Annotated in this window: 19 protein-coding genes and 1 pseudogene; 10 read left to right on the plus strand and 10 right to left on the minus strand. The window is 69.8% G+C overall.

What is annotated here, in order from left to right:
• Window positions 1–57: 57 nt before the first annotated feature.
• The 5 genes from ACGH52_RS02135 to ACGH52_RS02155 form a co-directional block, all read right to left on the minus strand.
• Window positions 58–2,430, minus strand: coding sequence for a protein kinase (locus ACGH52_RS02135; RefSeq protein ID WP_210975054.1), 2,373 nt, complete (start codon window positions 2,428–2,430; stop codon window positions 58–60).
• A 901-nt stretch (window positions 2,431–3,331) separates the two neighbouring features.
• Entirely contained in the window at window positions 3,332–4,399 is a 1,068-nt protein-coding gene (locus tag ACGH52_RS02140) for a serine hydrolase (protein WP_210975055.1), read from the minus strand.
• Between the two features lie 295 nt (window positions 4,400–4,694).
• Window positions 4,695–5,936, minus strand: coding sequence for an amidohydrolase family protein (locus ACGH52_RS02145; protein WP_210975056.1), 1,242 nt, complete (start codon window positions 5,934–5,936; stop codon window positions 4,695–4,697).
• 101 nt (window positions 5,937–6,037) lie between these two features.
• Window positions 6,038–6,481 (minus strand): Rrf2 family transcriptional regulator, encoded by a 444-nt coding sequence (locus ACGH52_RS02150; RefSeq protein WP_210975057.1) that lies wholly within the window; start codon window positions 6,479–6,481, stop codon window positions 6,038–6,040.
• A gap of 173 nt (window positions 6,482–6,654) precedes the next feature.
• Window positions 6,655–7,392, minus strand: a complete 738-nt coding sequence (locus ACGH52_RS02155; RefSeq protein WP_076977991.1) for an SDR family NAD(P)-dependent oxidoreductase — start codon at window positions 7,390–7,392, stop codon at window positions 6,655–6,657.
• A gap of 146 nt (window positions 7,393–7,538) precedes the next feature.
• On the opposite strand from ACGH52_RS02155, the gene ACGH52_RS02160 reads away from it, so the two are divergent.
• Complete coding sequence (locus tag ACGH52_RS02160) at window positions 7,539–7,973, plus strand: Rrf2 family transcriptional regulator (RefSeq protein WP_076977992.1); 435 nt, start codon at window positions 7,539–7,541, stop codon at window positions 7,971–7,973.
• A 37-nt stretch (window positions 7,974–8,010) separates the two neighbouring features.
• Here the strand turns inward: ACGH52_RS02160 and ACGH52_RS02165 are convergent, their stop codons facing one another.
• Window positions 8,011–8,436 carry a Rid family hydrolase gene (locus tag ACGH52_RS02165; protein ID WP_076977993.1) on the minus strand — a complete coding sequence of 142 codons (426 nt, stop codon included), beginning with the start codon at window positions 8,434–8,436 and terminating at the stop codon, window positions 8,011–8,013.
• 127 nt (window positions 8,437–8,563) lie between these two features.
• On the opposite strand from ACGH52_RS02165, the gene ACGH52_RS02170 reads away from it, so the two are divergent.
• Both ACGH52_RS02170 and ACGH52_RS02175 read left to right on the plus strand, forming a co-directional pair.
• Window positions 8,564–9,073, plus strand: a complete 510-nt coding sequence (locus ACGH52_RS02170) for a MarR family winged helix-turn-helix transcriptional regulator (protein ID WP_059302749.1) — start codon at window positions 8,564–8,566, stop codon at window positions 9,071–9,073.
• A gap of 262 nt (window positions 9,074–9,335) precedes the next feature.
• Complete coding sequence (locus tag ACGH52_RS02175) at window positions 9,336–10,859, plus strand: glycoside hydrolase family 43 protein (RefSeq protein ID WP_210975101.1); 1,524 nt, start codon at window positions 9,336–9,338, stop codon at window positions 10,857–10,859.
• Between the two features lie 37 nt (window positions 10,860–10,896).
• On the opposite strand, the gene ACGH52_RS02180 is transcribed toward ACGH52_RS02175, so the two are convergent.
• Complete coding sequence (locus ACGH52_RS02180; RefSeq protein ID WP_210975058.1) at window positions 10,897–11,811, minus strand: alpha/beta hydrolase; 915 nt, start codon at window positions 11,809–11,811, stop codon at window positions 10,897–10,899.
• A 197-nt stretch (window positions 11,812–12,008) separates the two neighbouring features.
• Here ACGH52_RS02180 and ACGH52_RS02185 point away from each other — a divergent pair, with 197 nt between their 5' ends.
• Window positions 12,009–12,878, plus strand: coding sequence for a helix-turn-helix domain-containing protein (locus ACGH52_RS02185; protein WP_399937129.1), 870 nt, complete (start codon window positions 12,009–12,011; stop codon window positions 12,876–12,878).
• A gap of 351 nt (window positions 12,879–13,229) precedes the next feature.
• On the opposite strand, the gene ACGH52_RS02190 is transcribed toward ACGH52_RS02185, so the two are convergent.
• On the minus strand, window positions 13,230–14,093 hold the full coding sequence (locus ACGH52_RS02190) for a LysR family transcriptional regulator (protein WP_210975060.1): 864 nt from the start codon (window positions 14,091–14,093) through the stop codon (window positions 13,230–13,232).
• A gap of 92 nt (window positions 14,094–14,185) precedes the next feature.
• Between ACGH52_RS02190 and ACGH52_RS02195 the strand changes: the two genes are divergently transcribed.
• Window positions 14,186–15,070, plus strand: coding sequence for an aldo/keto reductase family oxidoreductase (locus ACGH52_RS02195; RefSeq protein WP_399937133.1), 885 nt, complete (start codon window positions 14,186–14,188; stop codon window positions 15,068–15,070).
• Between the two features lie 174 nt (window positions 15,071–15,244).
• Here the strand turns inward: ACGH52_RS02195 and ACGH52_RS02200 are convergent.
• A pseudogene (locus ACGH52_RS02200) lies at window positions 15,245–15,991 on the minus strand (NADPH-dependent F420 reductase); the annotation flags it as partial.
• 140 nt (window positions 15,992–16,131) lie between these two features.
• Here ACGH52_RS02200 and ACGH52_RS02205 point away from each other — a divergent pair.
• Window positions 16,132–16,980: a LysR family transcriptional regulator gene (locus tag ACGH52_RS02205; RefSeq protein ID WP_210975063.1), complete on the plus strand. Its 849-nt coding sequence runs from the start codon at window positions 16,132–16,134 to the stop codon at window positions 16,978–16,980.
• Between the two features lie 76 nt (window positions 16,981–17,056).
• Here the strand turns inward: ACGH52_RS02205 and ACGH52_RS02210 are convergent, their stop codons facing one another.
• Window positions 17,057–18,085 (minus strand): LacI family DNA-binding transcriptional regulator, encoded by a 1,029-nt coding sequence (locus ACGH52_RS02210; RefSeq protein WP_076978000.1) that lies wholly within the window; start codon window positions 18,083–18,085, stop codon window positions 17,057–17,059.
• Between the two features lie 422 nt (window positions 18,086–18,507).
• Between ACGH52_RS02210 and ACGH52_RS02215 the strand changes: the two genes are divergently transcribed.
• The 4 genes from ACGH52_RS02215 to ACGH52_RS02230 all read left to right on the plus strand — a co-directional run bounded on the left by ACGH52_RS02215 (window position 18,508) and on the right by ACGH52_RS02230 (window position 24,069).
• Window positions 18,508–19,818: an extracellular solute-binding protein gene (locus ACGH52_RS02215; RefSeq protein ID WP_121704714.1), complete on the plus strand. Its 1,311-nt coding sequence runs from the start codon at window positions 18,508–18,510 to the stop codon at window positions 19,816–19,818.
• Complete coding sequence (locus tag ACGH52_RS02220; RefSeq protein WP_076978002.1) at window positions 19,815–20,717, plus strand: carbohydrate ABC transporter permease; 903 nt, start codon at window positions 19,815–19,817, stop codon at window positions 20,715–20,717. The genes ACGH52_RS02215 and ACGH52_RS02220 overlap by 4 nt, the downstream gene beginning before the upstream one ends.
• Before the next feature lies 1 nt (window position 20,718).
• Window positions 20,719–21,558 (plus strand): carbohydrate ABC transporter permease, encoded by an 840-nt coding sequence (locus tag ACGH52_RS02225; RefSeq protein ID WP_059302599.1) that lies wholly within the window; start codon window positions 20,719–20,721, stop codon window positions 21,556–21,558.
• A 138-nt stretch (window positions 21,559–21,696) separates the two neighbouring features.
• On the plus strand, window positions 21,697–24,069 hold the full coding sequence (locus ACGH52_RS02230; protein ID WP_399937138.1) for a glycoside hydrolase family 3 N-terminal domain-containing protein: 2,373 nt from the start codon (window positions 21,697–21,699) through the stop codon (window positions 24,067–24,069).
• The last annotated feature ends 51 nt before the right edge of the window (window positions 24,070–24,120 follow it).

Consider the following 24,120-nt stretch of genomic DNA (forward strand, 5'->3'; position numbering starts at 1 on the left):
GGGGCGTGGGAGGGCGAGGAGTGTGCCGGGTCGAATGACGGAGGGCGTGGCCGGTGTTCATGTCCGCCTCTCCCCCGGGCCCCGGACCGTGAGCAGGGTGCGGCCCGCGCAGATGTGGACCAGACCGTCGTGCGCGGTCGCCAGGCTCATGTCGGACGCGGGCTCGATGGGAACCGCCCAGGTCGCGTCCCCCGTTCGTACGTCCAGTGCGTACATGCCCCACGTCCCCTCGCCCGAACCGCCCGGCTCCGGCCCCGAGACCAGTGCCAGGCCGTCCGATGCCAGGGGCGCACCGCTCCCGATCTCCCGGTAGCCGGGCCGCGACCACCGCGTCCTGCCTGTGTCGGCGTCCAGTGCCTCGATGCCCTCCGACGAGGAGGCGAGCACCAGGCCGCCGGTGGCCCGGGGCGCGATGTCCGTGACCGTGTCGGCAGGCCGGGACCACAGGATTCGTCGGGTCGCCAGGTCCATGGCCTCGATCCGCTCCTCCGACGCGAAATAGCCGACACCCTTGGCTCCGGGGTGGGCCTGCGGGCGGCGGGCGCCGCGCGCGATCTGCCGCTCCACCGCTCCGTCGGAGGCTTTCAGGACGACCAGTGGGTCGTCCTGCGCATACTGGTCCGTGCCGGGCACACCGGAGTCCCGGGACGAGGAAGCCACCGCTATGCGGCCGCCGGCCTCGTCCACGGCGATCACTTCTGCCGCGCGCCCTTCGTGAAACCAGAGCTCTTTGCCCGTACGGGAGTCGAAGGCGTACGCGCGCCAAGGTAGGTCCGATGTGGTGCGTCGCTCCCATCCGGTGGTGTAGGGCGCGAAGGTGAACAGGCAGGTGACGTCGTCCGAGACGGTGAACATGCCCTGGCCGCCCTCCAGTTCGATCGCAGCAGGGGCGTCGAAGGAACGGGGCGGCCGGTGTGGGTTGCGCGAGAGAACACCCGAGGTCCACGCCTCCCGGCCGCCCGCCACGCGCAGGGCGATCAGCTCGGGCTCGAAGAGGCTGTCCCGCAGGACGTAGACCAGGTCGCCGCGTGCCTGGATGCTCCGCAGGTCCTTCTCCGGGTAGGTCCAGCGGACGGTGTTGGTCTCCGCGTCCAGGCGGACGACTCCCCTGTCATCGAGTACATAGAGGTCTTTTCCGCTGCGTAGGAGAGCGCCGCCGTACTCGACTTCGCCGATGTCACGGCTCCAGACGAGCGCGCCCATCGGCGGGCGGGGCTCGGGGCTGCTCCCGACGCGGGCGGTGCCGCCGCTCTCCTCGTCGTTGAGGAGAATGGCCGTCGTCGTGGCGCTCACGGCTGCCAGGGCCGCGCCGCCCCAGGCGAGGAGGCGGCGCCGAGAGGTACGGAGCGCGGGCGCGGGGGCGTCGCGGCGGGCGTCCGTGACGACCTCGCCGGCGGCGGGCGGTGGCTGGTCGGCGGGGCGAGGGTGCGAGGACCTGCCTTCGGCGGCGGGGCCGGGGGTACGCGGCTCGCTGTCGCCGTCTTGGGAGGGGCCATGTGTCTCGCCGCCGGAGGCAGCCGGGACACGGTCCTCGGGGCCCCGCCCCGTGGCCTCCACCGCCACTCTCCCCAACAGCTCCGTCACCTCGTCCTCCTGGCGACGGATCAACCCGGCGACCGGTTCCCGCTCCCACCATGGCTCGTCCGAGGCACGCTCGGCGCACCAGGCGAGCACCTGCGCGACCGTGGGCCGGTCTGCGGGGCGCCTGGCCAGACAGCGCCCGAGGAAGTCCTCCCAGACAGTGCCCGGCACGCCCACCAGATCGGGGTCCTCGTGCAGTGTGCGGTAGAGGACCTCGGGCACCGTGCCGGAACCGAAGGGGCCTCGGCCTGTCGCGGCCACCGCGAGAACCGCGCCGAGCGCGAACACGTCCGCGGCGGGCCCCGGTCCGGCGGCGTCCCCCGCAAGCTGCTCGGGGGCGATGAAGCCGGGCGAGCCGATGGCCTCGCTGTCGGCGGTGAGGCTCTCGTCGGCCGCGCTCTTGGCGATGCCGAAGTCGATGACCTTGGGGCCATGGCGCGAAATGAGGACGTTGGACGGCTTCACGTCGCGGTGCACGAGCCCCGCCGCGTGTACCGCCGTCAGCGCCTCGGCGAGCGCGGCGCCCAGCGCTGCGAGATCGCCGGAGCCGAGGTGCCCGTGCGCGGCCACCGCCTCCGGCAGGCCTGGGCCCGCACAGAACTCCACGGCCATCCAGGGCGGTTCGTCGTCCGGACCGGCATCGAGCACGGCAGCGGTGTACACACCGGTCACCGACCGCGCGGCGGCCGTTTCACGGCGAAACCGCTCCCGGAACTCCGGGACGGCGGCGAGGTGCCGGTGGACGGTCTTGACCGCAACCGGCCGTCCGGACGCGGACCGCGCCAGATGCACACGGCCCATGCCGCCCTCACCGAGCAACGTGATGATCCGGTACCCCCCGACCTCCACGCACGCTCCTTCCTTCCAGCGGCCCACCGAGAGGGCCTTGGGACGAGGCGACGACCCGCCGCCCTGTGCGACGCCTGGCAGGCATCGTACGGTTGCGCCCGCCGGGGCATCACGGCGCGAACAGATGCCGGGGGGAAGGCCCGTCCGTCACACCGTTCCCCCGTCGGGGAAGACCTACAGGTGGTCGGCGGTCCGTTGCCGCCCGACCATAGGAAGCCCTCCCGGCCACCGCCGACGGTCTTCGGCCGCTTGCTGCCGAGGCACTCGACCGAGCGGTCGCCGAGAAGTCCGAGCTCGCCGGACTCCGGGATGCGACACCAAGTGGCCCGACCTCGCGGCAGAGCATCAGCCGCCTTCACGCCGCCCTCGCACCCGCGTCTGGCCGGTGATCCACCAGCCCTCGTGTGTTCGCGACCGCGGCCGGCCATGGGGCACGCGTGCTCGTCTCGTTCTCGACAAGGTCGTAGCGGCGCGGCGCGCAGTGGACCGAGCGCGCATCGTACGCGGCATCGCCACTGGAGAACTCGCCGAGAACACCGACGTGGCCGGCGTCACGTCAATGATCCACGGCTTCCTGCTCGGCCTTTCGACACAGGTATGCGACGGCACAGCGGCACGACACCTGCACGCCGCGGCCGACGCCGTGCTCGCGAACTGGGGCACACAGGGACGCGGACATTAACGGGGGCTTCGTTTGGGACCTGCCGCCTATGGCTCCCGTCCGGGGTGAGTTGGAGGAAAGGGGTCGTCAGCGACAACAGTGTCAACTTCTCTCTCCCCCAAGGACTACTGGAGCCACCCGCACGCCATCCGGCGAACAGCCCGACATCACCTGATCAAATTCAGTCGCTGCACCGCCCGGGAGGGGCTCGGCTGGAGGCGACCGTGCCCCCGCCAGGAATCAGCGCGTGCCGCCGACGCCGCCCTCGATGAGTGCGGACATCGCGCCCATGGTCGTCCCGGTGACATCCCCGGTGACATACACGACCGCCGTGCGCGAGCCGTCCGCCGTGACACCGGCCCACGCGTGGTAGCCGAGCAGTTCGCCGAAGTGGGAGAAGAAGCTGCCGCCGCCGGGGAGCGGCAGTTCGGCGAGGCCCAGGCCGTATCTCGCACCCTCGATGCCGAGCCCGGACGCTGGGACGGTGGCGGTCATCTCGGCGAGCCGCGCCGGGGGAAGCAGTTCCCCGCCGAGCAGCGCGGCGTAGAAGGCGCCGAGGTCGCGCACACTGCTGATGAGGGCACCAGAGCCAACAGCCATGCTGGGGTTGAGAAGCGTGACGTCGAGCGGCGTCTCGGTGCCGAACGATGCCCAGCCGCGCGCATGTGGGCCGGGGACGAACGGCGACTCACCGGGGGCGCTGGTGGCGTCCAGGTCCAAGGGGCGGATGATCCGGTCGGTGATCTCCGCGGCCCAGCTCCGGCCGGTGATCCGCTCGATGATCATCGCGGTGAGCAGGTAGTTGGTGTTGGCGTACGACCACGACTCGGGTGCCGTCCCGAGCCGCAACGCCGCGCCTGCCAGCTCCTCCGGCGTATAACTCCGCAGCCGCTCCGCCTGATAGCCCTCTGCGCTGGTCAGCGCCGGGATCTGGGGGTCGAGCAGGCGGCTGGTGTGGCGCAACAGGTCGCGTACGGTGATGTCCCGCGCAACCTCCGGCAGCCAGTACCGTACGAGCGTATCCAGTTTCAGGTCGGCAAGCTGGAGTGCGACCACCGCCGTGAACGTCTTGGTGAGGCTCCCCATCCGGAACCGGCCTTCGCGCGGCGTCCCGGCGAACGCGTGGCGTCGACCGTATGGCGACATCACCTCCGCGCCGACTCCCGCTACGCCGGTGGCCAGGATCGCGTTCACCTGTCGGCGGAGATCGCCGTTCGTCGCGGCCGCTGCGGGTGTGGCCGGGCCCCTGGAGGCGGATGCTGACACCGCCGTCGGCCCGCTGGTGAAGCCCACCAGGGTCGAGGCCATGCCGACGGTAAGGACAGTCCGGCGCGAAACAGGTGTCCACCGGGCCCGGTGGGTTCTTGTCGCGTCGAGGGGGCCTTGCGGCCAGCTCGGTGTGGGGCCGGGTGCGCGGTGTGCAGGCAGGCCGTATCCGGTGCCGTTGCGGTGGTCCTGGTTGGCCCGGCCGGCTGCGCGGCCGTGCCCGTGCCTCCTGGCGGTCGGCGGTAGATGTCGCAATCCACACCGAACTCAGAAGGCCCTCACCTGCACCTGTTCAAGCACCCAGGACGTGTGTCACCAACGTCCCGGGACAACAGACCTAGCGCTTGTCGACGACGAGTTCGCCGTTCAGGATCACCATGCGGAGTTCGCGCAGGTTGCGGATGTCCGTGGTGGGGTCGGCGTTGAGCACGAGCAGGTCGGCGCGCTTGCCGGGCGCCACCGTGCCGAGGTCGGGGCGGACGCACTGCCTCGACGCACCACTGGTGCCTGCGGCCAGCACCTGGGTGGGCGCGATCCCGGCCGCCGCCATGAGCGCGGCCTCTTCGAGGGTGTTGGCTCCGAACAGGCCCCGGCCGCTGAAGGTGTCACTGCCCAGCGCGAGGTGCACGCCTGCCTCGGCGACCTTCCGGAGGTTGGCTCGGGAGTCCGGGTGGGCGTCGTCGATCCAGAGCGTGGGCGTGTAGGTGACGCCACGCTCGAGCATCAGGTCGATCAGCGAGTGGTCGGTGAGGGGCTCGACTGTGACCCCGTGCTCCAGGCCGTCTGCCCCGGCCTCGATCGCCTCGCGTGCCGCGGCTTGCTGGGTGGTGTGCACGGTGACCCGAAGGCCCCGCTCGTGCCCTGCCTCGATGCCGGCCCGGAGGAGATCGAGGGGAAGCCGTTCCAACTCGACACCGTCCGGGAATGCGGGGTTCTGCCAGAGGTAGCTCGGCCCGTCGGAGTGTGCGCACGCGCCTTCCGACAGGATTTTGATCGCGTCCACCTTGCGGTCGGCCAGGTGGTGCACCAGGTCGCGGATCTCCTGCACGCTGCCGACCTCACCCGTGAAGCGTTCGCGTGCCCAGGGGTTGTCGCGGAAGACCGTGGCGGCGGGGTGACCGTCGCGTCCGGTGATGCCGCACCCCGTCGCCAGCAGTCGCGGGCCCCGCAGCGCACCCGCGGCGATCCTGGCCCGTGCGTCGAGGATCCCGTCCGTCGGATCCCCCACCGACTTGATGGTGGTGATCCCGTGGTCGAGGAACGACGCGAGCCGTCCGGGCAGTTCGTTCTCCTCGAAGGCCCGCATCGCATCGGCATCGGAGACGGCGCGCACGTCGTAGAAGTGGATGTGAGTGTCGATCAGCCCCGGCATGACCCATCCTCCGGCCGCGTCCACCTCCTGTCTGCCCCTGAGCGGTTCGGCCGACACGGAAGCCACCTGTGTGCCGTCGACGGCGACGTCATACAAACCGGTGAGCACCCGGCGGCCGTCGAAGACGCGTGCGCGGCTGATCACGAGGTCGTGGATCTCGGGGCCACGAGCCTCGGCGCTCGTGAGCACTGCCTCTCTCTGGTTCATCGCTCTCACTCCTGGCACGTTCTGACCGGGAAAACTGCAACTGCGTTAGTTACAGTTTGGGGATGCGTCATGACGCGGGTTGCATATGCGTCATGGCCGGATCAGCGGTCCTTCGCTTCGATGTCGGAGGCCAGGATCCGCTGCAGCAGGGCGGCGATCGTCGTCCGGCCGAGTCGCTCCTCCAGGGCTCGCTCCGCGTCCTGGAACTCGACGTCCAGCACAGCGCCGATGTTGCGGCCGACCACGCACGCCTCGCTGGGCGGACGGGAGTGCCCCGAGAAGATCCGCTCCCCCTCCACGGCTGCATACGCGTCGTAGAGCGTGATGTCCCGCGGGGCGCGGGCAAGAGACCAGCCACCCGCCCGCCCCTCGACGGACCGCACGAGGTGAGCGTCTCGCAGGCGTCCGAGGACGCGCCGCACAAGAACGGGATTGCTTTCGAGGCTGTCCGCGATCTCCGCGGAAGTCAGCAACCCGCCACGCCGGTGCGCCAGCATCGCAAGCGCGTGGACCGCAACCGCACTCCTGCTACTGAGCCCCGCCATCTCCGACTCCTGCCGTCGAACAAACTGCTACCAAGCTAGTTGCAGTTTGTTCGACGGTCAATCGACTGCCGCACTCGACGACACCGGCCGCACCGGCGACGACCTGCCGCACCGCCCGCTCGAAGTCCTCCCGGCCTGGTGGGCCATGCGCTCGGGCCGGCGTCAGAGAGCACTCACACCTGCGCGTATCCACCGTCGGCGAAGAACTCGGCACCATTGACGTAGCTCGACGCGTCCGAGGCGAGGAACGTCGTCACGGCGGCGATCTCCTCGGGCTCGGCGAGCCGGCCGAGAGGGATGTCACCTTCGGCCTGCCTGAGAACCTCGGGCGGGACCAACTCGAGCAGGCCAGGGGTGCGCGTACCGCCCGGGGATACGACGTTGACCCGGAAGCCATGCGCGCGCGAGCTGAGGGCCCAACCGCGGGCGAGATTGCGGACTGCGGCCTTCGATGCCGCGTAGACCTCGAGTCCCTGGCTGGGCCGTGTCGTAGCGGTCGAACCCGTGAGGATCACCGAAGCGTTGGCGCTGAGCAGCGGCAGCGCTCGTTGCAGAGTGAAGATCGTTCCTTTGACGTTGGTGGCGAACAGCGAGTCGATCAGCTCCTCCGTCACCTCGCCGAACGGAGCCGCGGTGCCTATGCCGGCGTTGGCGACCAGCACGTCGATGCGCCCGGCCTGGTCGCGCACGGTGTCGTAGAAGGCGTCAAGGTCCGAGGGCACCGAAACATCACATACCGCGGCAGTTACGGCGGGTCCCAGCTCGGCCGCTGCGGCGTCGAGCGCGTCCTTGCGGCGACCGGTGATGAACACCCTGGCGCCCGCGTCACGGAAGGCGCGTGCGGTCGCGAATCCGATGCCGATGCTGCCTCCCGTGACCACAGCGACCTTGCCCGTGAGTTGCTTGCTCATTCTTCCCACCTCGTTGATCGACTCTTTCCGACAGTCGCAACGTTAGTTGTTACGACAGTCAGTCGCAACTAATTCTGTTACGACTATGTCCGGTGTGGCATGCTGTCGTAACGTGAAGTGTTGCGCCTGGGAGGAGGAGTGAGTCCATGAGCGCCAACAGCCGACTGACCATCGCCGCCCACGCCCTGGCCTGGATCGGCCTCTACCAGCGCCAGGGCCACGAGGTCGCCACCTCCGAACAGATCGCGGCCAGCGCGAACACCAACCCCGTCGTGATCAGACGGCTGCTCGGCGAATTGCGCAGGGCCGGGCTCGTGGAGTCCCGGCGGGGCGTGGGCGCGGGCTGGTCACTGGCCCGCGAGCTGGAGTCCACGACGCTCCTCGACGTATACGAAGCAGTGGAACCCGGCCCGCTGTTCGCGATGCACCGCACCACCCCGAACCAGCAATGCGTGGTGGGTCACGGCATCCAGCCCGCGATGCAGGGCATCTACGACGGCATCGAGAACACCGTGCGACACGAGCTGTCCCTCGTCACCCTCGAGAACGTACTCCAGGACGTCCTCGCGACACCGCGCTAGCCTCTGGTGACTACGGGCGGTCGCCGGAAGTGAGGGTTCAGTCCCCGGAGCCTACGATGGCGGTGACGCGGATCTCCACGCGCATGGCGGCGAGGCCGAGGACCGTAACGCCCGTCTCGGTCCAGATCGGCGCGCGACCGTCGAGGCGACGGCGGAACTGCTCGGCCATGACCGCGTTGACATCATCGCCGATGGCGTCATGCCCCGGTGCGACCTTGTGGTACGAGTTGACGTGGATGACGTCCTTCCACGTCGCGCCGACCGTGGCAAGCGTGCGCTCCACGTTGTCGAAAGCCAGGACGATCTCGTCTTCCAGCGAGTCGGGGACGACCAGATCGTCATCCACCCCGGCCTGACCGGAGGTCTCGACCCGATCGCCGACGCGGACGGCCCCGCTGTAGCCGAGGGCCTCGTGCAGCTTCTCGCCGAAGCCCGGGACGACGCCGAAGGTGACGGTGCTCATGGTGTTCCCTCTTCCTGCCCATAGGGTGCGTTTCCTCTGGCATGAGTTCACGCGTAAAGTGACACTAACACGCAGTCGCTTCAAGCATGAAGTGATGACGGGCTCCGCCGGACGGGCGGGAAGGCGTATGAGCAGCACGGGAGGTCCCATGAGCGGCACGGGCGAACACGAGGGCGATGAGGAGCTGCGATGGCTCGACGAGCAGGAGAAGGCGGCGTGGACGGGGCTGATCTCCCTTGTCCTGCTGCTGCCCGCCAAGCTGGAGTCACCGCTGCGGCAGGAACACGGCCTCACCCTTTTCGAGTACCTCGTACTCAGCCATCTCTCCGAGGCTCCGCAGCGGAGGCTGAGGATGGGAGAGCTCGCCTTCCTCGCCAGCGGGTCGCTTTCCCGCCTGTCCAACGTCGTCAAACGCTGCGAACAGCGCGGCTGGATCCTACGGACACCGGACCCGGCCGACGGCCGTTACACCCTCGCCGAACTCACCGACGCCGGCTTCGACATCGTGCACCTGGCAGCGCCGACACACCTGCGCTCCGTACGCCGCATCGTCCTCGACTCGCTCAACACGACCGACCAGAAGGCCCTCGCCCGCATCGCGGAACGACTCCGCATCGTCCCCGACGGCCTCGGCTGACAGCCGTCCCGAGCCACGGCCCGGAACGAACGCGCCGAGGCGGGAGTCGGCATGCCGCAGTACCGCGTTCACGAGTCAAGCTGCGGGAGGAAAGCCGCTACGGCCGCGGACGTAGAAGGCCGAGTCGTCGGCCTTGGCACGGCCGGCGAACGCCTCGACGATGGCGAGGAGCAGTGGTCGTGGCATCTGCGGTGAGGGGGTCGGGCCGGCTCGTTAGACTCTCGACCACCCGGCGGATCGAAGGGAAGATACTTCCGTGCGCATGTACGACAATCCGGTGATCAGCGGGTTCCATCCCGATCCGAGCGTGTGCCGGGTCGGGGACGACTACTACCTGGTCTGCTCCAGCTTCGAGTACTTTCCCGGGCTTCCGCTCTTCCACAGCAAGGACCTCGTGCACTGGGAGCAGATCGGCAACGTGCTCGACCGGCCCGGGCAACTGCCGCTGCCCCTCCCCGGCGCCAAGGCGTCCGGAGGCCTCTACGCCCCGACCATCCGTCACCATGACGGCCGCTACTGGGTCATCAACACCAACATCGACGGTGGCGGCAACTTCGTCGTCTCGGCCGAGCGCCCCGAAGGGCCCTGGAGCGACCCCGTGTGGATCGACCTGAACGGGATCGATCCCGACCTGGCATGGGAGGAGGACGGCACCTGCTGGTGTGCCTTCTCCGGTCCCGAGGGGGGCATCAACATGGCCAGGATCGACCCGGCCAAGGGCGAGGTGCTGGAGAAGCCCTTCGCCACATGGTCGGGCAGCGGCCTCAAGTTCCCCGAGGCGCCGCACCTCTATCGCATCGGCGAGTGGTGGTACCTGCTGATCGCGGAAGGTGGCACGGAGCGCGGTCACAGCGTGTCCGTGGCCCGCAGCCGCTCGCCGCGCGGCCCCTGGGAAGGCGCACCCTCCAACCCGCTGCTGTCCCACAGCGGCACCGCCCGCTCCATCCAGAACACGGGCCACGCCGATCTGGTGGAGGCTCCCGACGGCAGCTGGTGGATGGTGCTGCTCGGTGTCCGCCCTCGCGGCTTCACGCCCGACGTGCACGTACTCGGCCGCGAGACGTTCCTGACTCCCGTGGAGTGGGACGCGGACGGATGGCCAGTCGTCCCGCCCGTTCCCGTGAGCCATCCCGCCCCGGGTGGTGCCTGGCACCCCGTCCCGGCCCCGCCCGCCCGCGACGACTTCGACGGGCCCGCCCTCGCACCCCACTGGGTCTCGCCGTTCGCCCGACAGGAAGGCTCCTGGTCGCTCACCGAGCGGCCCGGCTGGCTGCTCCTCGGCGCCACCGGGCCGGCCCTCGACCGCCCCGGGTACACCTTTGTCGGGCGGCGCCAGCAGCACCACGACTGCCGGGTCACCGCCCTGATCGACCCGGGTACTGGACGCGGTGGTCTCTGCGTGCGCCTGGACGAGGCCCACCACTACGAGGTGGAGGCCGGGGACGGGGAAGTCCGTGTCGTCGCCCGGATCGGGCCGCTGCGCCAGACCGTGGCCCGCCGACCGGTCCCGGCCGGGCCACTGCACCTCACTGTGACGATCCGGACGTCAGACCTCGTTCCCGCGTCGCCCGAACTCACCGACGGCGGGGCCACGGGGCCCGACACCATCGCCTTCGGGTTCGGTGATCCCGCTGCCCCGGACGCCGGGCCGCTCGCCGAACTGGACGGACGCTATCTGTCCACCGAGGTCGCCTGCGGCTTCACCGGCCGTGTGATCGGCATGTACGCCACCGAGGGCGCGGTCGCCTTCGACTGGTTCGAGTACACCCCGGCGCCGTCTGTGTGACGCCCATGGTACGAGGCCTGCACTCACTCCCCTCCGGTCATGCCAGGTACGTTCCGAAGAACTCGGTGAGCTTGGTGACGGCAGGCGTGACGTGTTCGTCCCTGTCGTACAGATCGATGTGAGTGGCGCCGTTGATGACGAACAGTTCCTTGGGCTCGGCCGCCTGCTCGATCGCCTCCCGGCTGAAGTAGGCGGTCTCCGCCTCCGAACCCACGATCATCAACAGGGGGCGGGGCGAGATGAGCCGGATCATCGCGTACGAGTCGTACTGGGCGAGCTGGTCGACGCTGCGCAGTACCCATCCCTGGACCGCACGGGGGTGGTGTCCACGCGGGGTGCAGTAGAACTCGTACGTCTCCCGGAACTGCCGAGTGGCGGTCTCCAGCAGGTCCTGGGCATTGTCGGGGATCCACGCCACCATCTCCGGAGCCGCGCCGCGCGCCTCGGCGGTGCGTGCCGCCGCGGCCCGGTCGAGCAGGGCCGTGAGGACCGCCGGGTCCTGGGTACGGCCCAGCCCCTCACGAATCACGGATCCCATGTCCCCGGCGCTGACCGTGGCGACGGCCTTGATGCGGTGGTCGGTCTGCGCGGCGTAGGGGACGTACCCGCCGGACGCACAGATGCCCAGGGCGCCGATCCGGTCCGGGTCGATGCAGTCGCGGGTGGTCAGGTGGGTCACGGCGGACTTTATGTCCTCGGCCCGCTGAAACGGGTTCTCCAGCCCTCGCGGCTCGCCCTCGCTCTCGCCCTGGTAAGCGGCGTCGAAGACGAGCGCGGCGAATCCGCTCCGGGCCAGACGCTCGGCGTAGACGGACGGGCTCTGCTCCTTCACACCCCCTCCGGGATGGGAGACGACCACGGCGGGGAGCCGGGCGTCGACGTGATCGTCGGGGGTGAAGAGAACTCCGGCCAGGGCAAGATCATTGCTGGGGAAGGTGACGTCGGTCTTCACGGTCGTTGTCTCCTGGTACAGGTGGGAATGGGAGGTACCCGCGGACGGCGCGGATTCCGCCAGGCCGCCCTCGTCGTCGCCGACACTCGCACGCGGCACGGGAGCGGGTAAGGGGCTTCTTCCGTCCCCGGACAGTGCTGTCCTGGGACACAGCAGGCCCACTGTCACAGGACCGACGGGCTGCCACACTTACACCTATGAACAGCGGTAACGGCCACGTCAGCGAACTCGGTGCATTCCTCAGGGCGCGGCGCACGGAGCTGAGCCCGGCCGAAGTGGGACTGCCGGACGCGGCCGGAAGGCGCAGGGTCAAAGGTCTGCGCCGCGAAGAGGTGGCGTCGCTGGCGTCGATCAGTCCCGACTACTACACGCGCCTGGAACAGGGCCGTCGCCAGGCTTCCGAGCCGGTACTGGACACCCTCGCGCGTGTCCTGCGGCTCGACGACGGTGAGCGTGCCTACCTGTTCGAGTTGTCGGGCCGGGACGCCGCCCGCCCGCGTCGGCGCACCTCGCAGAAGGTCCAGCCGCAACTGCGGCGCCTACTGGAGGACCTCTCCACCACGCCGGCCGTCGTCCTTGGCCGGCGCACGGACATCCTCGCCTGGAACGCCATGGCGGCAGCCCTGTTCACCGACTTCGCGCGGATTCCGGAGAAGCACCGCAACTTCGTACGGCTGGTCTTCCGCGAGCCGGCGATCAGAGCGCTGTACGCGGACTGGGAGTGGGCGGCGCGAATGACCCTGGCGCAGCTGCGCATGGAGGCCGTCCGCGATCCGCAGGATCCTCGCCTCGCCGAACTGGTGGGTGAACTGTCGCTGCAGGATCCCGACTTCCGGCGCTGGTGGGGCACTCACCGGGTCGCTGCCCAGAGATCAGGCACGAAGGTGCTGAACCATCCGGTCGTCGGCCCGCTCACCCTCGACTGGTCCTTCCTCGTCTCCACGGACGATCCCGATCAGCAGCTCATCACCCTGACCGCCGAGCCCGGAACGCCCAGCCACGACCGCCTGAGCGTCCTCGCCTCACGGGCCGGGGCAACCGCCGACCATGCGGCAGGAGACCGGTAGCGGCTGCGGCAAGCCGAGGTTTCGAAAGGCACGCGGTTCCGTCGACCACCCGAAAGGGGAGGTCCGGGCCGCATCCGCTCAGCTGTCGGCTGCGGGCGGATGCTGACCGCTCGCGCCAGCCTGAAGTCTGTCCTCCCGTCCGGCGGGAGCACGCCCCTGCCCCGCAGTCGCGCCGGCCGCGGCCGAGCCGGGTTGACGTTCCGGCGGCTGGGCGCGGAGAAGCCCGCGTGAACGAAGGAACGGCATCCCCACCCACACGCAGAGCGAATCCGAAGGCCTTCGTGGAACGCACCCCCGTCTTCCGAAGCGGCCCCAGAGCTTCGGACCCTTCGCGGACAGGTCGGGGGCGGGTCATAGCCGGGTGGCCGTGCGGATCAGTCCCGCAAGGGCGAGGGAGCGGCTGTGCGCGGGCCAGGCGATGTGGGTGACGACCGGGGGTGCATCGGCCAGGGGGACCGCGGCGTGCTCGGCCCACAGCCAGGCACGGGCCGAGTCGGGGAAGACGGCCACGGTGCGTCCGAGCGCGATCAACTGGGCCAGCTGAGTCTGGTCGTGGATCTCGGGGCCCGGACCGGGTGGGTACGTGCCGTGGCGGGACCAGCGGGCGAGGGGGAGATCGGGGATGTCACTGACGTCGGCCAGGGACAAGACCTTCCGCGCGGCGAGGGGGTGACCGGCGGGCAGGACGGCGATCTGGCCCTCGGTCATCAGTTCCTCGCTGTCGAACCCGGCGAGGGAGTTGAACGGCGCGTGCATGAGCGCCACGTCGGCGCGGCCGTCGCGCAGCATCCCTTCCTGCTCACACGTGCCGCTCGGCAGCACCTCGACCTCGGCGGCATCGGGCTCGGCCGCGTAGGCGTCGAGCAGTTTGTGCAGCAGTTCGTGGGACGCGCCGGCCTTCACCGCCAGCACCAGGCGGTTGCGGGAGCCGCCCGGACCGGCGGCGCCGCCGGCGCGCCGGGTGCGGCGAGCGGCGGCGGCGGTCGCGTCGAGAGCTGCGCGGCCCTCGTACAGCAGCATTTCTCCGGCGCCGGTCAGGGAGACACCGCGGCGGTTGCGCGTCAGCAGACGTACGCCAAGGCGCCGCTCGAGCTGCTGGATCGCGCGGGACAGCGGTGGCTGGGCCATGCCGAGGCGCTCGGCGGCACGACCGAAGTGGAGTTCCTCCGCGACGGCCACGAAGTACCTCAGCTCACGGGTCTCCAAGGTGTCCATGCCACAGCGTACCTCGGTGATACCCACCGGGTATGACAGAGCACTGCATCGGTATTGGATGCGCGACTCGTCCGCGAGCGAGCATCGACGGCATGAGCGAATCCCTGAACACATTCTCCGCGTCACCGACCGGCGGCACCTGGTCCCTGGGCGATCTGACCGTCACGCGCTTCGGGTACGGCGCCATGCAGCTCGCCGGCCCCGGGGTCATGGGCCCGCCCGCCGACCACGACGGCGCGCTCGCCGTCCTGCGCGAGGCCGCCGCCCTCGGGATCACCCATATCGACACCGCCGGCGCGTACGGGCCGCGCGTCACCAACCGGCTGATCCGTGAAGCGCTGCACCCCTATCCCACGTCGTTGCACATCGTGACCAAGGTCGGTGCGGTCCGCGACGAGCAGGGCGGCTGGCCTCCTGCCCGGCAGCCCGAGGATCTGCGCCGTGCCGTCCGCGAGAACCTCGAGGACCTCGGCCTCGAATCGCTCGACGTGGTCAACCTCCGGCTCGGCGACGCCCAGGGGCCCCGGCCCGGCTCACTCGCGGAGCCCTTCGAAGCCCTCGTCGAACTCCAGCAGCAGGGCCTGATCCGGCACCTCGGCGTGAGCAACGCGACGGCGGAGCAGGTCGCCGAGGCGCAGGGGATCGCGCCGATCGTGTGCGTGCAGAACATGTACAACCTCGCCTACCGTCAGGACGACGAGCTGATCGACGAACTCGCCGACCAGGGCATCGCCTACGTGCCCTTCTTCCCGCTCGGCGGCTTCACCCCGCTGCAGTCCGCGGCGCTCTCCGCCGTGGCCACCCGGCTGTCCTCGACGCCGATGTCGGTCGCCCTGGCCTGGTTGCTGCGGCGGTCGCCGAACATCCTGCTCATTCCCGGCACCTCGTCGGTGGCGCACCTGCGGGAGAACGCGGCCGGGGCGGGGCTCTCGCTCTCCGAAGAGGATCTCGCCGAGTTGGACAAGATCGGTCGCTGAGGTCCGTCCGGCACACCCCCGGCGAATCCGCGGAACCACGGGCGAAGCATCGTCCGATCGCGTTGCGGGCGGACGGCGGGTGGCCCACGGCTGACTCCGTCGTGGGCCACCGGCCGGCCGCCGCGGCCGCCCGCCGCAACCTGACCTCGCGCACTCCCCTGCGCGGCGGTTGCACTACATCCGGAACCCGGCGGGGCCGCGCACCGCGGCAGCAGCAAGCTCCCGTATCCGGGCGGCGGGGGCGGGGACGCCGACGGCTTGCTGGACCCAGGCCACGAACTCCTCGGAGCCGAGGCCGGTCGGCGGCTGCCCGACGTACGGCAGGGCGTACAGCGGCGTGTTCGGTTCGCTGCGCCAGCTCTCCGCCAGCGTGCCGAGGTCCACGGTGTCGAAGCCGAGGACGTCCAGCAGATCCGCCACCTCCTTCTTGGCGCTCTCGTCGTCCCCGGAGAGCGGTATCGCTGTGCGGTCGTCGGCACCGGCGGGACGGAAGAGTTCCAGCAGTTGCTTGGGCCCGATGCTGTGCAAGGCCTTGACCACCCTGCTGTCCGCGAGGTGGCTCTGCACCAGTTCACTGGAGGTCAGCTCGTTGCTGTCGAGTCGCGGAATCGAGAAGCCCGGATACAACGCGTAGTTCATCGGGTCGATGACGGTCTTGCCGGACAGCGCCGCACGGGGCAGCCGCTCGTGCGCTGCCAGCGGTACGGCGGCGAGGACCAGATCACCGGCGGCCGCCGCCTCGACGGGAGTGGCCGCGCGGGCACCGCCACCGATTTCCGCGACCAGATCCGAGAGCGTCTCGGGGCCGCGGGAGTTGCTCAGGACGACGCGCACACCCGCCTCGACGGCGCGGCGGGCCACCGCGACGCCGACCATCCCGGTGCCGATGATTCCCAGGGTCGTTCTGCTCACCTGTGTTCTCCGTTCAGATCTTGCCGCCTTGCCGCGGCCGACTCACCCGGCCGCCGCGGCGGTCTCACCCCCATCCCAGCGATGACGTCCCGGGCGAACAAGAACCAGTATTCTCCAGCAACGATCACATCATGTGATAGATCAGAGTGATGGAGCTCAGAGCGCTGCACTACTTTGTGACCGTTGCCGAGGAATTGCACTTCGGGCGGGCGGCACAACGGCTGAACATCGTGCAGTCGGCCGTGAGCCAGCAGATCAGCCGATTCGAACGCGAACTCGGAGTGCAGCTGCTGGAGCGCACGTCACGGCGGGTACGTCTCACCCCGGCCGGTGAACGGGTGCTCGGCGCGGCCCGTGAGACCCTCGCCGCGGCAGCGCGGGTCCGGGTGGTCGCCGGAGAACCGGCCGCGATCCTGCGGATCGGGACAGCGTCGTGCGCCATGTGGCGGCTCGACCGCGCGCTGGAGCGCCTGCGCGTGAGTGAGCGCCCTGCCGAACTGGAGCTGGTCGATCTCCCCGTGGCCGCGCGGCTGGCCGCGGTCCGCGACGGCGAGCTGGATGTGGCGCTGGTACGAGGAGCGATCGCCTCGTCGGCGGTGACGGTGGCGCGTGCGTGGTCCGAGCCGGTACACGCGGTGTTCGCGCGCGACCACGCAGCTGCCGGCATGCCGGCGGTCGGTCCGCACCACCTTGATCCACGGGGGCTGCGGCTTCCCGCCCGCGAGAGCGACCCGCCGCTGCACGACGCGCTCCTCGCCGCCGTGCCCGTGACCCCGCTCAGCAGGCCCGCCGGAGACCCGTCCAACGTACTGCTGGAGGTGGGCCGTAGCCGTGAGGCCTGGACCCTGATGCCTGCCGAGCAGCTCGCCGGGTTCCGCTCCGAGCGGTTGCTCCATGTCCCGTTCGATCCGCCCGCGACCGTCGACAGCCACGTCGTCACCTCGCTGGCCACACCGGAGTCGTGCGTGGCGTCGTATGTGGCCGCGTTCGCGGACTGACCTGTCGCGGACTCCGGTCGGTTCCTCCGCTGCGGACCGGAGCTGCTTGCCGACGGCCGGGTCCGCCCGAGGAGAGTTACCCGCGTTCCGAGGACTCTTCGGACGGCGGCGCCGTCGAGGCGCGTACCACGAGTTCGGTGGCGAGTTCGATGTGGTGGGACTCGACCTTCTCGCCGTTGGCGAGTCGGAGCGCGGTGCGCAGGGCGGCACCGCCCATCTCCCGCAGGGGCTGACGCACCGTGGTGAGGGGCGGTGAGGACATCTGGGCGAGGCTCGTGTCGTCGAAGCCGACCACGCTGAGGTCTTCCGGGACGCGCAGGCCCCGGCCCCGGGCGGTCTCGATGACCCCGACGGCGATCTCGTCGTTGCCCGCGAAGATCGCGGTCGGTGGCTCCGGCAGGTCCAACAGGGCCGCGGCTCCGAGCAGTCCCGTCTCGTACGTGAATTCTCCCGGCCGGACGTAGGCCTCCGGTACCTGGGCACCTCCCGCCTCGATGGCCGCGCGGTAGCCGTGCATGCGGGCCTGGTTGCACACGGCCATGGCGGGTCCGCCGAGGTAGGCGACGCGGCGGTGGCCCAGGGAGAGCAGGTGCTGGGTCGCGGCCAGGCCGCCGGCGAAGTTGGTGGCCCCGACGCTGTTCACCCGGCTGTCCGGCAGGTGCAGGGGATCCAGCACGACCAACGGCAGCCCGGACCGGGCCAGTTCGTCCATGTGCGCCGCGGTGTACACGCTGGTGACCGCGATGACGGCACGGCGCCCGGCGGAGACCAGGTCCCGGGCCCAGTGCGGGGCACGGGACGCCTTGCTGATCACCACCGAAGCCCCCAGTTCGGAGGCGGAGTCGATGATCCCTTCCAGGGTTTCGGCGACGTACGGTTTCAGGCCGCCCATGAACTGCACCTCGATGGTCGGGCTTTCGACCGCCTCGGTATGGCGGAACACGGGGGCGAGGTAGTCGTGGTGGTGCAGCAGCTCCTGCACCCGGGTGCGGGTCTGCGGCGCCACGTCACCGCGACCGTTCACCACTTTGGACACGGTCGCGACGGAGACCCCGGCCGCTTGGGCGATGTCCGCCAAAGTGGTGCGTCTCGCGTTCGATCGCATCGGTTCCCCTCCCCTGTTCGTCCACCGGTGCCGTGCGTCGCCTGTCGGGCCGGCACCTCGGGTGGAACCGGTCAACAGTACGGCACCCCCGCCACGAGCCCGTCCGGGAGGCGCCGACAAGCACCACGGTCCAGGCGCGGTCTGACCAGCATCGAGGGCGCTCGATCAGAGATCACTGCCTGAACTGCCTACCCCTGGTCAAGCAGTTTCGAAACGGTTTCGAAGCGAGCGAGGCCCTCTCGGGAGCCGTGGAGGCCAGTAACTGCAGGGGTCGGGTGCGTTTTCAGAAGCGTGTGCACTTCTCTTGACAGGCCATCAGCCCGAAATCTAATTTGCTCGAACAGAGTTCGGAGATGGCTGTTTCGAAAACCTTTCACCATGACTCACGAGAAGCCGATGGCTCTCGAGTGCGGAGAAATGACATGGCGCTCTCCCGACGTACCCTCCTCGGCCTGGCCGCCGCCGTGCCGGCCTCGGCGGCACTGGCGGCCTGCGGCTCGTCCGGCCCCGGCAAGACCGATGGTGGGGCCACGTACTGGTACCTGAACGGCCAGCCGCAGGAAGGCGTCCGAGCCGGCGCGGTGGACGCCTTCAACAAGGCCCATCCCGACGACCGGATCGACGACACGACGTTCCAGAACGACGCGTACAAGACGAAGATCAAGACCGCCATCGGTGCCGGACAGGCGCCCACCATCATCTGGGGCTGGGGCGGCGGGACACTGCGCACCTACGCGGAAGCGGGTCAGGTCGAGGACCTCACGTCGTGGTTCGACGAGCACTCGGAGGTCAAGAAGGGGCTGTTCCCTTCGTCGTTCGGCGCGGCGACCGTCGACGGCAAGATCTACGCGATGCCCTGCGAGACAGTGCAGCCGATCATCCTCTACTACAACAAGAAGGTCTTCGACCAGGTCGGCGCGGAGCCGCCGGAGTCCTGGGACGACCTCATGGCTCTGGTGCCCAGGTTCAACGCGAAGGGCATAGCGCCGCTCTCCCTCGGTGGCCAGTCCCGGTGGACGAACATGATGTGGCTGGAGTTCCTGTTCGACCGCATCGGCGGTCCCGAGGTGTTCCAGGCGGTCGTCGAGGGCGAGAAGAACGCCTGGTCGAACCCGGACGCCATCACCGCGCTGACCAAGGTGCAGGAGCTGGTCAAGGCCGACGGGTTCGTCAAGGGGTTCTCCTCCATCACGGCGGACTCCAACGCGGACCAGGCGCTGCTGTACACCGGAAAGGCCGCGATGATGCTGCACGGCGCGTGGTCCTACGGCATCCAGCAGACCGACGGCGGAGACTTCGTCTCCAGCGGCCAACTGGGCTACATGAACTTTCCGCCCGTCGACGGCGGCAAGGGTGATCCGAGCAACGCGGTCGGCAACCCCGCCCAGTACCTGTCCATCTCCTCGAAGGCCACCGAGGAGGAGAAGAAGATCGCTAAGGACTTCTTCGCGACCGGTGTCCTCCAGGACACCGAGGTGAAGGCCTGGATCGACAACGGCTCGGTTCCGGTCCGGCTGGGCACGGAAGAGCTGCTGGCCGCCTCCAAGAGCGCCGACTTCCTCCAGGTCAACTACGGCATCGCCAGCAAGGCCAAGACGTTCGTGCAGTCCTGGGACCAGGCGCTCAGTCCGACGGCCGCCGAGGCCCTCCTGGACAACATCGTCAAGTTGTTCCAGCTGTCCCTCTCCCCGAAGCAGTTCGCCGACAACCTCAACGCGGTCATCGGCGCATGAGCACACTCACCGGTCACCCACCGCGCCGCCGACCGCGCAGCATCCTCCCCTGGCTGGCCGCACCGGCGCTGGTGGTCTTCGTCGGCTTCGCCGTGATCCCGCTCGTCGGTGTCTTCGCGCTGAGCTTCACCACCTGGGACGGGATCGGCACCATCCACCAGTCGGGCCTGACCAGCTGGCGTGCGGTGCTCACCGACCCCGGGCTGCCGCACGCCCTGTGGGTGACCTTCATGGTGATGGCGGTGTCGTGGGCCGTGCAGACGCCGCTGAGCATTCTGCTCGGCACGTTCCTGGCGGGTCGGCAGCGCTACCGTGCGGTGCTCGGGGTGGTGTACTTCGTCCCTCTGATGCTCAGCTCCGCGGCCATCGCCATCGCGTACAAGGCCCTGCTGGACCCCAACTTCGGTCTCGGGGCCGGGCTGGAACTCCCACTGCTCAGCCAGGACTGGCTGGGTCGGCCCGGACTCGCCTTCGGCATCGTCGTCTTCGTCGTCTCCTGGCAGTTCGTCCCGTTCCACTCCCTGATCTACCAGGGCGGTGTGCAGCAGATCCCGAAGTCCCTCTACGAAGCAGCCCAGTTGGACGGGGCCGGACGGATCCGGCAGTTCTTCAGCATCACGCTGCCCCAGCTGAGATACACCATCATCACCTCGTCCACGCTGATGGTGGTCGGGTCACTGACCTTCTTCGACCTCATCTTCGTCCTGACCGAGGGCGGTCCCGGAGACGCCACCCGGGTCCTGGCACTGGACATGTACAAGCGGGGCTTCCAGGCCAGCCTGATGGGACCGGCCAGCGCCATCGCGGTCATCCTGGTCCTGGTGGGCCTGGCCCTCGCCCTGCTGCTGCGCCGACTCGGGGGCCGCGACGCCGCCGCGAGCCAACTCGAGGGAGCCTGAGGTGACCACCACGCTGCCCGAGGCACGACGACGCAACTGGGTGGGCGGCCTGGCCGGATGGCTGTGGCTCGTCGTCGTGGCCGTACCCCTTTACTGGACCCTCATCACCAGCCTCAAGGCCCAGAGCCGCTACTACGCGAGCAACCCGCTGGTGCCGTCCGGCGACCCGACCCTGGACAACTACCGGCTGGTCATCGAGTCCGACTTCCTGCGCTACTTCCTGAACAGCGTCCTGGTCACCGCTGGCGCCGTGGTACCGGCCGTCGTGTTCTCCTTCATGGCGGCCTACGCGATCGTCCGGGGCTGGCGCATGCGCGTGCTGCGCGCGATGAACGGGCTCTTCCTCATGGGCCTGGCCATCCCACTGCAGGCGACGGTGATCCCGGTCTACCTGATCATCATCAAACTGCAGCTCTACGACACCCTGCTGGCGCTGATCCTCCCGTCGATCGCCTTCGCCATCCCGCTGTCGGTGCTGGTGCTCGCCAACTTCATCCGCGACGTGCCCAAGGAACTGTTCGACTCGATGCGGGTCGACGGCGCCACCGAATGGACGACACTGTGGCGGCTGGCGGCACCACTCACCCGGCCGGCCATCCTCACCGTGACCATCTTCAACGCCTTGACCATCTGGAACGGATTCCTGCTGCCGCTGGTGCTCACGCAGAGTCCGGAGCGCCGGACCCTGCCGCTCGCGCTGTGGACCTTCCAGGGCCAGTACGGAGTCAACGTCCCCGCCGTTCTCGCCGCCGTCGTCCTCACCACACTGCCCGTCCTGATCCTGTACGCGTTCGGCCGCCGCCAACTGCTGAGCGGTCTGACCGCCGGATTCAGCCGCTGACCGGCGCCGAACGCGGGTCCGGGACGGTGCCGGAACCCGATGCGACCCGTCCCGCCTCGAGACCTGCTCGTCCACTTGTTCGCCCGTCGCGCCCCGGTCGAGGGTCTGCGGGCCGTGGGAGGGAAAGTGAACGCCAACATGGCCGTAGACAACACCGCCAAAGTCTCCCGCTGGAACGACACCACCGTTTCCGTGACCGCGAGAGTCGACGCCCTGATCGACGCGATGACCCTGCGGGAGAAGACCGCCCAGCTGTACGGAGTCTGGGTCGGCGCCTCCGATCAGGGCGGTGAGGTAGCCCCCCACCAGCACGACATGGAGGAGGAGCCCGTCGATCTCGACGCGCTGCTGCCCACCGGACTGGGCCAGTTGACCCGGCCCTTCGGCACGGTCCCGGTCGACCCCGCCCTGGGTGCGCTTTCCCTGGCCCGCACCCAGGCCCGCATCGCCGCCACGAACCGGTTCGGCATCCCCGCTCTCGCGCACGACGAGTGTCTGGCCGGCTTCGCCGCCTGGGGCGCCACGGCCTACCCCGTCCCACTCTCCTGGGGTGCCACCTTCGACCCCGACACGGTGCGGCGCATGGCCTCCGCCATCGGGCGGGACATGCGTGCCGTCGGCGTCCACCAGGGACTCGCGCCCGTCCTGGACGTAGTGCGCGACGCCCGCTGGGGCCGGGTCGAGGAGACCATCGGCGAGGACCCGTACCTCGTCGGCACCATCGGAACGGCGTACGTGCAGGGTCTTGAGTCGGCCGGAATCGTCGCCACTCTCAAGCACTTCGTCGGCTACTCCGCCTCGCGCGCCGGGCGCAACCTCGCTCCCTCCTCCATGGGCCCGCGGGAGCGCGCCGACGTCCTGCTGCCCCCGTTCGAGATGGCGATCCGTGAAGGCGGCGCGCGGTCGGTGATGAACGCCTACACCGACACCGACGGCGTCCCCTCCGCGGCCGACGAGGAGCTGCTCACCGGGCTGCTGCGCGACACCTGGGGCTTCGACGGCACTGTTGTCGCCGACTACTTCGCCATCGCCTTCCTCAAGATCCTGCACGGCGTCGCGGCCGAATGGTCCGACGCCGCCGGACTGGCCCTGTGGGCGGGCATCGACGTCGAACTGCCCAACGTCAAGACGTACGGCGCGCCCCTGGCCGAGGCGGTCGCCGACGGTCGTGTCCCGGAAGCACTGGTCGACCGGGCCCTTCGCCGGGTACTCACCCAGAAGGCGAGGCTCGGCCTGCTCGATCCGGACTGGAATCCCCTGCCGACCGCACTCGAAGGGGCGGACCTCGACGATCCGGACGCCCTGCGCGGCCGGATCGACCTGGACACTTCGGACAACCGCGCGCTCGCCCGCACGGTCGCCGAGGAAGCTGTCGTGCTGTTGAGCAACGACGGCACGCTGCCGCTGGAAAGGCCCCGCCGCATCGCCCTGCTCGGCCCCAACGCCGACGAGGCGGTCGCCGTACTGGGCTGCTACTCCTTTCCTCAGCACATCGGCGTCCGTCACCCCGGGACCCCGCACGGCATCGAGTTGCCAACGTTGCGGGACGCCCTCGCCACCGAGTTCCCCGACGCGGAGATCACGGTCGTCCGGGGCACCGGCATCGACGACGGGGACCTCACCGGCCTGTGTGAGGCCGCCAGGGTGGCTCGCGAGGCCGACATCGCCCTGGTGGTGCTCGGTGACCGCGCCGGGCTCTTCGGGCGGGGTACCAGTGGTGAAGGATGCGACGTCGAGACGCTGGCGCTGCCCGGGGCGCAGCAGCACCTGCTCGACGCCCTGCTGGACGTGGAGACGCCCCTGGTCACCGTGCTGCTCGCGGGACGACCGTACTCTCTCGGCCGCGCCGTGCGGGAGTCCGCGGCGATCGTGCAGTCCTTCTTTCCCGGTGAGGAAGGCACGCATGCGATCGCCGGTGTACTCAGCGGCCGCATCAACCCGTCCGGACGGCTCCCGGTCAGCGTGCCGCGCGGGCCGGGTTCCCAGCCGGCCACGTACCTCGGAGCGAGGCTCGCCCACGCCGGTGAGGTGTCCACCATCGATCCGACACCGGCGTTCCCCTTCGGTCACGGCCTGTCCTACACGCGGTTCGACTGGACGGACCTGACCGTGGACGTCCGGGAGGCGCCGACGGACGGCGAGTTCACCCTCGCCCTGACCGTCCGCAACACCGGCGGGCGGTCGGGAACAGAGGTCGTCCAGCTCTATCTGCACGACCCGGTCGCCTCCGTCGTCCAGCCGGTGCAGCGCCTCGTCGGCTATGCCCGGGTCGACCTGGAGCCGGGTGAGGCCCGGCGCCTGCGTGCCGTGGTCCCGGCCGATCTGGCATCGTTCACCGGACGCGACGGACGGCGAGTGGTCGAACCGGGCGAGCTGGAGCTGAGGTTGGCCGCCTCCAGCGCGGATCCACGCCTGGTGGCCAGGGTCACCCTGACCGGAGCCGAACGCCACCTGGACCACAGGCGGCGCCTGCGCTCCGTGATCGAGCAGGAGCCGGCAGCCCGGTCATGAGCCGGGCGAGCCGGGGCGTCCCGCCGGCCGGGGGCCTGGGGGGCCTCGGTG

Origin of the sequence: Streptomyces sp. BBFR25 (assembly GCF_044590125.1) — a bacterium.
Lineage (GTDB): Bacteria > Actinomycetota > Actinomycetes > Streptomycetales > Streptomycetaceae > Streptomyces > Streptomyces canus_D.